Raw genomic sequence first — 11,191 nt, 5'->3', positions numbered from 1 at the left:
CATTCCCCCTAGTGTTCGCTGAACACGTTGATGAGGTGGCGCGGAGCGAAACCGAGCATCGTGATGACCCACAGTCCGATCACCACATAAAACATGACCTTCTGGTACTTGGCGTTCCAGAAGTCGATCAGAATGATGCGGAGCCCGTTGAAAGCGTGGAACACGATGGCGGCCACGAGGGCCACCTCACCGAGCCCCATGATGGGCGTCTGATACTGCGAGATCACCGCGTTGTAGGCTTCCGGACTCACCCGGATCAATGCCGTGTCGAGAATGTGAACCAGCAAGAAGAAGAAGATCGCGACACCGGTGATCCGGTGCAGAACCCACGACCACATTCCTTCGTTGCCCCGGTACAAAGTGCCGGCGGGGCGACGTGATGTCGTCTTCTGCTGAGCTGTCAGGGTTCCTGCCGATTTATTAGGCATGAACAACCCTCCCTGGCTGAATAGTTTTACGCCTCAAACGAGACCGGTCAGGCTCAATGAGCCCGTCCAACAGTCTAACCATGTGTGCGACGAAACAGATGCCGCGCAGCGGGAGCTATCGTTGTAAAGACAAAGGAACGAGGGTGGTGGCGTTCACGGCCGCGCGCTCGTCGATGACCCCTTCGTAGTGCTCAAGAAGGGTGGCGCAGACGTTGTGCCAGGAGCGTCCGAGAACGGTCCGGCGACCCGCTTCTCCCATCCGATTGCGCAGGCCGGAATCGTTCACCAGTTGCTCCACGCACTGCCGCAGATGGGGCTCGGAATCGGGCGCGAACAGGTAGCCGTTTTGGCCGTGAGTGACCAGGTCGATGGGCCCGCCGGCGGCCGGCGCGACCACTGGCAGACCGGATGCGTGTGCTTCCTGCAGGGTCTGGCCGAATGTTTCTTCCGTGCCGGCGTGCACAAATATGTCGAAGCTGGCATAGGCGGTGGCGAGGTCGTCGCCGGCCAGTCGACCGAGCCAGGTGACGGGCATGCCGGCCAGTGCGCGGGCGATCTGCGGCTCGGAGGGACCGTCGCCCACCAGGGCGACCCGGATGCCCGCAAGGCCACGGAGAGCCCGAAATCGCTCGACCTGTTTCTCGGGGGCCATGCGTCCGACGTAGCCCACGATGACCTCATTTTTGGGGGCGATTTTCTGCCGTAAAATTCTGGCCTCGGATGAATTCCGTCGATTGGGGTGGAAGCCGACGAGGTCAACGCCCCGGGTCCACAGCGCGAGGTGAGGAACGCGCATTCGAACGAGGTCGCTCATCGACGCCGACGAGGGCACGAGGGTGCGGCTCGCTCCGTCGTGCACCCACTTGACATACCGCCACGCAAGCGCGGTGGCCTGACCGAGGTGGTTGCGAGCGGCGTACCCGGCGACATCCGTTTGAAAAATGGCGACAGACGGGATGCCGAGACGATTCGCGGCCGCGATGCCCTGCGCGCCCAGCAGGAACGGGCTGGCCGCATGCACCACGTCGGGCCGGAAGTCCGCGAGGAGTCGTTGCACGTGCGGGCTGGGCAGACCGACGGGGAATTGGCGATAGGCGATGGCCGGCACCGTGTGAACCGGGAAACCCGCGTATTCACGTGGGGCGCCGTACGGGGCGATGACGATCGCGTCATGGCCGTTTTCGGCGAGGTGCTCCAGCACCTTGCACACGCTCGTCGTGACTCCGCTGATGGTGGGAAGGAAACTTTCGCTGATGAGTGCGACTCGCATGATGCGAGAATATGCGCGCCCCGTGGCGTGCCGGTGAATGCCCGGTGAACCTGTGGGGTGGCTGCGGCGGGCTGGCGATAACATGGGCCCATGCCTTCGCTCCCCGATGCCCTCGACCGCTTCTACAGTGTGATCCCGGCGGGCGGGATCGGCTCTCGTCTCTGGCCGTTGTCCCGAGCGGATGCCCCCAAGTTTCTGCACGACCTCACCGGCTCCGGCCAGACCCTGCTGCGCGACACGTGGGACCGGCTCGCCCCGATCAATGGGGACCAGCGCATCATGGTGGTCACCGGACGCGCTCACCGGGCCGCGGTCGAGAAGCAGCTGCCGGAGCTGCACGACCCCAACGTGGTACTCGAAAGCGAGCCACGCGATTCGACCGCCGCCATCGGCCTGGCCGCGGCAATCCTCGAGCAGCGCGCGCCGGGCGTCATCATCGGGTCGTTCCCCGCCGACCACGTGATCACCGGAGACTCCCTGTTCCGTTCGGCGGTGCACGAGGCTGTCTCCGCGGCAGACGCCGGCTACATCGTGACCATCGGCATCCGCCCCACCGAAGCGTCCATCGGCTTCGGTTACATCAAGAGCGACGGTCCGATGGACATCCCCGGCGCCGAGACCGCGCTGTCGGTCGATTCGTTCGTGGAAAAGCCCGAGCCGGAGGTTGCCGAGCGTTATCTCGCCGAAGGCACGTATCTCTGGAACGCCGGCATGTTCATTGCCCGGGCCGACCGCCTCCTCGAAGAGATCGGCGCGAGCGAGCCCGAGCTGCTCGCCGGCCTGCTCGAACTTGCCGAAGCCTGGGACACCCCGCGTCGAGGTGCCGTCGTCGACCGCGTCTGGCCGCGGCTCAAGAAGATCGCGATCGACTACTCGGTGGCCGAACCCGCCGCTGCGGCCGGCAAGCTCGTGGTGATCCCCGGGCAGTTCGAGTGGGACGATGTGGGCGACTTCGCCTCCATCGCCAAGCTGCACTCCGGCGGACGCAAGGCCAACCTCGCGATCCTCGGCGAGGGAGCGCGCGTGCTCGCCGACTCATCGAGCGGCATCGTGGTGAGCCACACCGGACGCATGATTGCCCTCATCGGCGTCGAGGACATCGTCGTGATCGACACCCCGGACGCCCTGCTCGTCACCACGAGCGCGAACGCGCAAAAGGTGAAGGCCGTCGTCGACGCGCTCAAGCTCTCCGGCTCCAGCGACGTGCTGTAGGGCACTGTTCGACGCCTGATGTCGGGTTGTCGCTAGGATTCCTTCTTAATCGTCAGGAGTTCCATGCGTCGTGTGATCGCTGTTTTCGCCCTCGCGGCATCCGCTCTGCTGCTGGCCGGATGCGCGCCGGCACCCGCGGCGACAACGGATGCGGCGGCACCGGACTATTGCGCCCGCATGGTCACCAACTCCGGCGGCCTCGAAGACCGATCGTTCAACCAGTCCAGCTGGGAAGGGCTGCAGCAGGCCGCGACGACCTATTCGATCGACGCCAACGCGATCGTCTCGACGTCGGCGAATGACCTCGCACCCAACGTGACGGAGGCCGTGGCCACCGGATGCCAGTTCATCCTCACCGTCGGGTACGAACTCGCCGATGCCACGCTCGCAGAAGCGACGAAGAGCCCCGACACGCACTTTGCCATCGTGGATGAGTTCGTGGACGCGCCGAACGTGAAACCCATCGTCTTCGACACCGCGCAGGCGTCTTTCCTGGCCGGGTACCTCGCCGCGGGGGTCAGCACGACGGGAATCGTGGCGACCTTCGGCGGCGGAAATCAGCCACCGGTGACCCTCTTCATGGACGGCTTCGCCGACGGTGTCGCCCGGTACAACTCCACGCACGACACCAGTGTCGCGGTGCTGGGCTGGGACAAAGCCACCCAGGACGGCCTGTTCACCGGCGACTTTGAAGACGTCAACAAGGGCAAGGCCTACGCGCAGAGCCTCATCGACCAGGGCGCCGACGTGATCATGCCCGTCGCCGGCCAGGTGGGGGAGGGTGCTGCCGCGGCGGCCGTGGAAGCGACGGGCGTCGCCATCATCTGGGTCGACAACGACGGCTACGAGAGCCTGCCCGCCGAGTTCAAACCGGTACTGCTGACGAGTGTGCTGAAGAACACCCAGGCGGCGGTTGTCGCCATTGTGGGCGACGACGTGGCCGGAACCTTCGCACCCGCGCCGTATGTGGGAACCCTGGCCAACGGTGGTGTGGGCCTCGCGTCCTTCCATGACTTCGTCGATCGAGTGCCCAGCGAGCTTGCCGGCGAAGTCGACGCGCTTCGCGCCTCCATCATCGACGGGACGCTCACCGTCACCTCACCCTCCACGCCCGGCTGAGCGGATGCCTTCCACGACAGAAAGTTGAGACTTCGTGCCGGAATAACTGCAAAAAAGAGATAAAACGTGCTCATATGAGCAAATTTGTTTCCGGAATGTAGCGGGTTTATAACCATTCGGCTTGTGCGCCACTTTGCTCATCTGAGCAGCGCAACATTATGTAACGTTGATTTCCACAGCCCCGGCGAACCTCGCAGGGCAGCACCCCTGGAGGTCATTTTGACAATCTCGACCCGCAAGGCCGCGCTCGGCGGACTTGCCATGTTCGGCGTAGTGGCCCTTCTTGCCGCCTGTGCGCCCGCCCCCACCGATGCCGGTTCCGGATCCAACGCTGCGACCTCCGATTTCCTCCCCTGCATCGTCTCCGACTTCGGCGGGTTCAACGACAGGTCGTTCAACCAGTCGAGCTACGACGGCATCGTCGCCGCGGCCGACGAACTCGGTGTCGAGTTCAAGGAGGCCGAGTCCACCACGGCCGACCAGTACACCGGAAACGTGACCAGCATGGTCGATCAGGGCTGTAACTTCATCCTCACGGTCGGCTTCGCCCTCGCCAACGCCACGCGCGATGCTGCCCAGGCGAACCCCGACATTCAGTTCGCGATCATCGACTCCGCGCTCTCGAACGACGACTTCAGCCCGCTGACGCTCGACAACGTGAAGCCTGTTCTCTACGACACCGCGCAGGCCGCCTACCTCGCGGGCTACCTCGCGGCCGGCACCACCAAGACCGGAATCGTCGGAACCTACGGCGGACAGCAGTTCCCGTCGGTCACCATCTTCATGGACGGCTTCGTTGACGGCGTCGCCAAGTACAACGAAGACAAGGGAACCACCGTCTCCGTGCTCGGCTGGGACAAGGCAGCACAGACCGGCAGCTTCGCCGGCAGCTTCGATGACATCGCCGCGGGCAAGACCCTCAGCCAGGGCCTCATCGATCAGGGCGCCGACATCATCCTCCCCGTCGCCGGACCGCTCTTCCAGGGCACCGCACAGGCGATCACCGACTCCGGCAAGGACGTCGCCATCGTCGGTGTCGACAGCGACCTGTTCGAGACCACTCCCGAGTTCGAAGCCCTCTACCTCACCTCCGTGATGAAGCAGATGGCGGATGCCACCAAGCAGATCATCGTCGACGCCGCCGGTGGCACCTTCTCCGCCGACGCCTACGTGGGCACCCTGGAGAACGGTGGCGTGCTCCTCGCCCCGCTGCACAACTTCGAGTCCAAGGTTGACCCGGCCCTCATGACCGAGATCGACGCACTCAAGGCCTCGATCATCAGCGGCGACATCGTCGTGACCTCGGAATCCACCCCGAAGTAGCAGTACCCGCAGTTCCCGCACTAACGCAGCACCGCATCGATGCGAAACCGGGGAGGTCAGCTTTGCTGGCCTCCCTGCTTTCGTTCGCTCGACCTGACTGGTTTTTCTCGGCCACTCAAGAGAATTGGTAAACATGAAGCTCGAACTCCGCGGCATCACGAAGCGGTTTGGTGCGTTGATCGCCAACGACACCATCAACCTCGTGGTCGAACCCGGCGAGATCCACGCTCTTCTGGGCGAGAACGGCGCAGGCAAGTCCACGCTGATGAACGTTCTTTATGGCCTGTATCGGGCCGAGGAGGGCGAGATTCTGCTCGACGATAAGGTCGTGCGATTCGCCGGTCCCGGTGACGCGATGAGTGCCGGAATCGGCATGGTGCACCAGCACTTCATGCTCATCCCGGTATTCACGGTGGCCGAGAACGTCATGCTCGGCAACGAGGAGACCAGATCCGGCGGTCGCCTCGACCTCACGGCCGCGCGCCAACGGGTGCGCGAGATCTCCGACAGGTTCGGTTTCGACATTGATCCGGATGCCCTCGTCGAAGACCTCCCGGTGGGAGTGCAGCAGCGGGTCGAGATCATCAAGGCGCTCTCTCGCGATGCGAAGGTTCTCGTCTTCGACGAGCCCACCGCGGTGCTCACCCCACAGGAGACAGATGAGCTGATGGTGATCATGCGTCAGCTCAAAGACTCGGGAACCTCCATCGTGTTCATCACGCACAAGCTGCGTGAGGTGCGCGAGGTCGCCGACCGAATCACGGTCATCCGGCTCGGCAAGGTCGTCGGCGAAGCGAGCCCGACCGCGAGCAACGAGGAACTGGCGACGCTCATGGTGGGTCGCGCGGTCGACCTGACCGTGGACAAGGCGCCCGCGACGCCCGGTGCCCCCGCGCTCGTCGTGACGGGCCTCACTGTGATCGACCCCCGTGGCCAGGTCGTCGTGGACGACGTGAGTTTCTCCGTGTCGTCCGGCGAGATCCTGGCGATCGCCGGCGTGCAGGGCAACGGGCAGACCGAGCTCACGGAAGCCTTGATGGGACTGCAGCACCATGTGATCGGCGAGATCACCCTCGACGGCGAATCACTGCGCGGCCATTCGGTGCGCAAGGTACTCGATGCCGGGGTCGGTTTCGTGCCTGAGGATCGTACCGAAGACGGCCTGGTCGGATCGTTCACCATCGCCGAAAACCTCATGCTCGACCGGTTCCACACGGAACCGTTCGTCAAACGGTTCGGCCTGCAACTCGACTACCTGAAGACCTTCGCTGAGGAAAAGGTGACGGAATTCGACGTTCGCTCGCAGGGGATCGAAACCCCCGTCGGTCGACTGTCCGGAGGCAACCAGCAGAAAGTCGTGCTGGCCCGCGAACTCAGTCGACCGCTGCGCCTGTTCGTGGCGGCCCAGCCCACTCGCGGTCTCGACGTGGGCTCGATCGAGTTCGTGCATGAACGCATTGTCGCGACCCGTGATGCCGGCACACCGGTGATCGTGATCTCGACCGAACTCGACGAGGTCGCAGCCTTGGCCGACCGCATCATGGTGATGTACCGCGGACGCATCGTCGGCATCGTGCCCGGCGACACCGATCGATCCGTTTTGGGCCTCATGATGGCCGGCGAACCCGCCCCCACCACCACCGAAGGAGCTGCCGTATGAGCGACAGTCAGGTCCCCGTGACCACCACCACGCCCGTCCCCGAGGAACCCGGGCGCTGGCACTCCGCTTTCCGCGAAATCACCACGGGAAGCGCCATCATCTCGGTGCTCGCGGTCGTTCTCGCGCTGGTCGTGGGGGCGATCATGATCGGGTTCACGAACTCCGATGTGCAGGATTCCGCCGGCTACTTCTTCTCCCGTCCCACGGACATGCTCTCGGCGATCTGGCAGGCCGTGTCCGGCGCCTATTCGGCCCTGTTCCAGGGCTCGATCTATAACTTTCAGAGGGATAACTTCGCCGACGGCATCAAGCCGCTGACCGAAACCCTGACTTTCGCCACGCCGCTGATCGCGGCCGGCCTGGGTGTCGCGCTCGGTTTCCGTGCGGGTATGTTCAACATCGGCGGCCGGGGCCAGATGCTCATCGCCGCGGCACTCGGCGGCTGGGTCGCATTCGCGCTCGACCTGCCGTATGGCATCCACCTCGTGGCGGCACTCGTCGCCGGCGTTCTCGGCGGCGCGCTCTGGGGCGGCATCGTTGGCCTCCTCAAGGCGAAGACCGGTGCCCACGAGGTGATCACCACGATCATGCTCAACTACGTGGCCTTCTACCTGGTCAGCTACCTACTCCGCGACGGCTTCCTGAAGACCCCCGGCTCCAACAATCCGAAGAGCCCGGCCAGTAAGGACACGGCCATCTTCCCGGACCTGCTCGGGTCGAACTACAACCTGCACCTCGGATTCATCCTGGTGATTGGGGCGACCATCTTCACCTGGTGGCTGTTGTCTCGCTCCAATCTCGGTTTCCAGTTTCGCGCCGTGGGGGAGAACCCGCACGCCGCCCGGGTCGCCGGAATGCCCGTGGAACGCATCTACGTCTACGCCATGCTCATCTCCGGTGGCCTGGTGGGGCTTGCCGGCATCAACCAGGTGCTCGGTACGTCGACCAGCGGTTTCGGCGCCAGCATTGATTCCAGTATCGGCTTCGATGCCATCACGGTTGCCTTGCTCGGACGCTCCAAGCCATGGGGAGTGTTTGCGGCCGGAATTCTCTTTGGCGCCTTCAAAGCCGGCAGCTTTACGATGCAGGCGGCCGAGGGTGTGCCCGTGGACATCATCGTGGTCGTGCAGGCCCTCATCGTGCTGTTCATCGCGGCCCCGCCGCTCGTGCGTGCCATCTTCCACCTTCCGACGCCGGGCGCCCCGTCGCGCCGGCCTCGCCTGAACGTCTCCCAGGAGGTGGCGGCCAAATGAGCACCATCGCACCCGCCAGTCAGCCCACCGAACCGCTGAAGTCGGCCGCCGGCTCTGCCGTCGGATCGATCCGAAGCTGGAAAACGCCCATTGCGCTCGGCATCTTCACGGTGCTGAGCTTCATCCTTCTTGTTGTTTTCGGCCGCGACGGCGTGAGCACCATGGGGCTGTCCACGTCGTCCGACCTCATCCAGCTGCCCGAAGTGGCGATGCCCACGCGGACAACCGGTGTGGTCATCACGGTCCTGCTTCTGGCCCTCACGCTGCTCTCCCTGTGGCTCGTGTATTCCTACCGCAGGGTTTCTGTCTGGCTGATCAGTGGGTTCGCATTTCTGGCTCTCCTCGGCTTTCTGGTCTGGGCATCCGCCGGCGCCACGATCCCGATCCCCGGCCTGCTCTTCGGGTCTATCAGCCTCGCCGTTCCACTGATCTTCGGCGCCCTCGGCGGCGTCATCTCCGAGCGTGTCGGCGTGGTCAACATCGCCATCGAGGGCCAGCTGCTCGCCGGCGCGTTCACCTCGGCGCTCGTCGCTTCGATCACCAACCAGCCGCTCCTCGGCCTGCTCGCCGCCATGGTGGCCGGCATGCTCGTGTCGTTCGTGTTGGCGGCCTTTGCCATCAAGTACTTCGTCGACCAGGTGATCGTCGGTGTCGTGCTGAACGTGCTCGTCTCCGGAATTACCGGCTTCCTGTACTCGCAGCTGCTGGCCCCCAACGCGGCGACTCTGAACCAACCGCCCAAGTTCGACCGGATCAACATTCCGTTCCTGAGCGAAATCCCGATCATCGGACCGGTGCTGTTCCGCCAGACGCTCATCGTCTACCTCATGTACGTGGCCGTTTTCGCCGTGTACTTCGCCATTTTCCACACCAAGTGGGGCCTGCGTCTGCGGGCCGTCGGTGAGCATCCGCAGGCTGCCGACACCGTGGGCATCAACGTGGCCCGTACGCGCTTCCTCAACGTGTCGCTCGCTGGAGCGATCGTGGGTCTGGGTGGCGCGTACTTCACGCTCGGCTCGGTGGGCGCGTTCGGTAAGGAGATGACGGCTGGCGCCGGTTTCATCGCCCTCGCGGCCGTGATCTTCGGTCGCTGGGATCCGATCCGGGCCACTCTCGCCGCGCTGCTGTTCGGCTTCGCGAGCAACCTGCAGAGTGTGCTCAGCATCATCGGTTCGCCGGTGCCGAGCGAGTTCATGCTCATGCTCCCGTACGTCGTGACCATCGTCGCCGTGGCGGGACTGGTCGGCCGATCGCGGCCACCCGCCGCATCCGGAAAGCCGTACATCAAATCATGATCGTCGACTGGGATTCCCTGCGCCAAGTGGCCGTCGAGGCCATGACGCACGCCTACGTGCCGTACTCGAAATTTCCCGTGGGGGCCGCGGCGCTCGTCGACGACGGGCGGGTGGTCAGTGGCTGCAACGTGGAGAACGCGTCGTATGGGCTCACGCTGTGCGCCGAGTGCGCCCTGGTATCGAGCCTGCACATGACCGGCGGAGGGCGCCTCGTGGCGTTCACCTGTGTCGACGGCAAGGGCAACACGCTGATGCCGTGCGGACGGTGCCGCCAACTGCTCTACGAACATTCCGCCGACGGCATGCTGCTCGAGACCGTGTCGGGCACACGCACCATCGATGAGGTGCTGCCGGATGCCTTCGGCCCCCGTCAGCTCGCCGACTACCGCAATTCAGGAGTTTGACCATGAGCACCACCCTCGAAGCATTCGACGCCGTCGACCTCATCCACGCCAAGCGCGACAAGGGGGAGCTGAGCACCGCCCAGATCGACTGGCTGATCGACGCGTACACCCGTGGGTATGTGGGCGACGAGCAGATGGCCGCCATGACCATGGCCATCTTCCTCAACGGCATGAGCCGGAGCGAGATTCGTGCGCTCACCATGGCCATGCTCAACAGCGGCGAGCGGATGAGCTTCGACGGGCTCGGCAAGCCGACCACCGACAAGCACTCGACTGGTGGCGTCGGCGACAAGATCACTCTTCCCCTGATGCCCCTCGTGGCCGTCTTCGGGGCCGCCGTGCCGCAGCTCTCCGGTCGCGGCCTCGGCCACACCGGCGGAACCCTCGACAAGCTTGAGTCGATCCCGGGTTGGCGAGCCAACCTCAGCAATGAAGAAATGTTCGCCCAACTGCGCGACCACGGCGGCGTCGTGTGCGCCGCGGGCAGCGGACTCGCCCCCGCCGACGGCAAGCTGTACGCGCTGCGCGACATCACCGGAACCGTCGAGGCGATTCCGCTGATCGCGTCGTCGATCATGAGCAAGAAGATCGCCGAGGGTACGAAGGCCCTTGTCCTTGACGTGAAGTTCGGCTCCGGCGCGTTCCTCAAAGACATCAACCGCTCACGCGAACTCGCGCGCACCATGGTCGAGCTCGGCGAGGATGCCGGAGTGGCGACATCCGCTTTGCTCACGAACATGAACGTGCCGCTCGGGTTCGCCATCGGCAACGCCAACGAGGTACGCGAATCAGTAGAGGTGCTCGCCGGCGGCGGCCCCGCCGATGTCGTGGAACTCACCATCGCTCTGGCCGAGCAGATGCTCTCGCTCGCCGGAATCACCGGCGTCGACGTGGGCGCTGCGCTCAAGGACGGGCGCGCCATGGACAAGTGGCGCGACGTGATTCGCGCCCAGGGCGGCGACCCGGATGCCGCGCTGCCGGTTGCCAAGGAAACCCACGTTGTTGTGGCCGACCGGGATGGCGTGCTCGTAGAACAGCAGGCATTGCCCTTCGGAATTGGGGCGTGGCGCCTCGGCGCGGGACGGGCCCGCAAGCAGGACCCGGTGCAGCACGCCGCCGGCATCGACCTGCACGCCAAGCCTGGCGACACCGTACGGGCCGGCCAGCCGTTGTTCACGCTCAGCGCCGACGAGCCCGAGCGTTTCGCGCGGGCCCTCGAAGCCGTCG

The 11,191-nt window shown here is 64.7% G+C and carries 10 protein-coding genes; 8 read left to right on the top strand and 2 right to left on the bottom strand.

Features of this window, described 5'->3' with window-relative positions; genetic code table 11:
* Positions 1–8 precede the first annotated feature (8 nt).
* Together sdhC and JF66_RS10520 are read right to left on the bottom strand one after the other, a co-directional pair.
* On the bottom strand, positions 9–428 hold the full coding sequence (sdhC, locus tag JF66_RS10525; protein ID WP_081882309.1) for a succinate dehydrogenase, cytochrome b556 subunit: 420 nt from the start codon (positions 426–428) through the stop codon (positions 9–11).
* Positions 429–543: 115 nt separating this feature from the next.
* Complete coding sequence (locus tag JF66_RS10520) at positions 544–1,698, bottom strand: glycosyltransferase family 1 protein (RefSeq protein WP_035877682.1); 1,155 nt, start codon at positions 1,696–1,698, stop codon at positions 544–546.
* Between the two features lie 90 nt (positions 1,699–1,788).
* Here JF66_RS10520 and JF66_RS10515 point away from each other — a divergent pair, with 90 nt between their 5' ends.
* The 8 genes from JF66_RS10515 to JF66_RS10480 all read left to right on the top strand — a co-directional run.
* A complete protein-coding gene (locus JF66_RS10515; protein ID WP_035877681.1) occupies positions 1,789–2,910 on the top strand; it encodes a mannose-1-phosphate guanylyltransferase in 1,122 nt (373 codons plus the stop codon).
* A 63-nt stretch (positions 2,911–2,973) separates the two neighbouring features.
* Positions 2,974–4,029 carry a BMP family protein gene (locus tag JF66_RS10510; protein ID WP_035877680.1) on the top strand — a complete coding sequence of 352 codons (1,056 nt, stop codon included), beginning with the start codon at positions 2,974–2,976 and terminating at the stop codon, positions 4,027–4,029.
* A gap of 219 nt (positions 4,030–4,248) precedes the next feature.
* Positions 4,249–5,352: a BMP family protein gene (locus JF66_RS10505; RefSeq protein ID WP_035877679.1), complete on the top strand. Its 1,104-nt coding sequence runs from the start codon at positions 4,249–4,251 to the stop codon at positions 5,350–5,352.
* Positions 5,353–5,485: 133 nt separating this feature from the next.
* Positions 5,486–7,012 (top strand): ABC transporter ATP-binding protein, encoded by a 1,527-nt coding sequence (locus JF66_RS10500; RefSeq protein ID WP_035877678.1) that lies wholly within the window; start codon positions 5,486–5,488, stop codon positions 7,010–7,012.
* On the top strand, positions 7,009–8,265 hold the full coding sequence (locus JF66_RS10495) for an ABC transporter permease (protein ID WP_081882308.1): 1,257 nt from the start codon (positions 7,009–7,011) through the stop codon (positions 8,263–8,265). Before JF66_RS10500 ends, JF66_RS10495 begins: the two co-directional genes overlap by 4 nt.
* The gene (locus JF66_RS10490; RefSeq protein WP_035877677.1) at positions 8,262–9,560 is read left to right on the top strand and encodes an ABC transporter permease; all 1,299 of its coding nucleotides are present in this window, start codon (positions 8,262–8,264) and stop codon (positions 9,558–9,560) included. The genes JF66_RS10495 and JF66_RS10490 overlap by 4 nt, the downstream gene beginning before the upstream one ends.
* Positions 9,557–9,964 (top strand): cytidine deaminase, encoded by a 408-nt coding sequence (locus JF66_RS10485; RefSeq protein ID WP_035877676.1) that lies wholly within the window; start codon positions 9,557–9,559, stop codon positions 9,962–9,964. Before JF66_RS10490 ends, JF66_RS10485 begins: the two co-directional genes overlap by 4 nt.
* A 2-nt stretch (positions 9,965–9,966) precedes the next feature.
* Positions 9,967–11,191: thymidine phosphorylase (locus tag JF66_RS10480; RefSeq protein ID WP_035877675.1), on the top strand; the 1,225-nt coding region annotated here is incomplete at its 3' end.

This window comes from Cryobacterium sp. MLB-32 (assembly GCF_000738085.1).
In the GTDB taxonomy this organism is placed as follows: Bacteria; Actinomycetota; Actinomycetes; order Actinomycetales; family Microbacteriaceae; genus Cryobacterium.
This window is presented reverse-complemented; position numbering and strand designations above follow the sequence as displayed.

What these genes read in the sequence shown, in the direction of transcription:
- JF66_RS10485 (WP_035877676.1), top strand. Translation starts at nt 9,557, where the DNA reads ATGATCGTCGACTGGGATTCCCTGCGCCAAGTGGCCGTCGAGGCCATG.
- JF66_RS10495 (WP_081882308.1), top strand. Translation starts at nt 7,009, where the DNA reads ATGAGCGACAGTCAGGTCCCCGTGACCACCACCACGCCCGTCCCCGAG.
- JF66_RS10500 (WP_035877678.1), top strand. Translation starts at nt 5,486, where the DNA reads ATGAAGCTCGAACTCCGCGGCATCACGAAGCGGTTTGGTGCGTTGATC.
- sdhC (WP_081882309.1), bottom strand. Translation starts at nt 428, where the DNA reads ATGCCTAATAAATCGGCAGGAACCCTGACAGCTCAGCAGAAGACGACA.
- JF66_RS10520 (WP_035877682.1), bottom strand. Translation starts at nt 1,698, where the DNA reads ATGCGAGTCGCACTCATCAGCGAAAGTTTCCTTCCCACCATCAGCGGA.
- JF66_RS10490 (WP_035877677.1), top strand. Translation starts at nt 8,262, where the DNA reads ATGAGCACCATCGCACCCGCCAGTCAGCCCACCGAACCGCTGAAGTCG.
- JF66_RS10515 (WP_035877681.1), top strand. Translation starts at nt 1,789, where the DNA reads ATGCCTTCGCTCCCCGATGCCCTCGACCGCTTCTACAGTGTGATCCCG.
- JF66_RS10510 (WP_035877680.1), top strand. Translation starts at nt 2,974, where the DNA reads ATGCGTCGTGTGATCGCTGTTTTCGCCCTCGCGGCATCCGCTCTGCTG.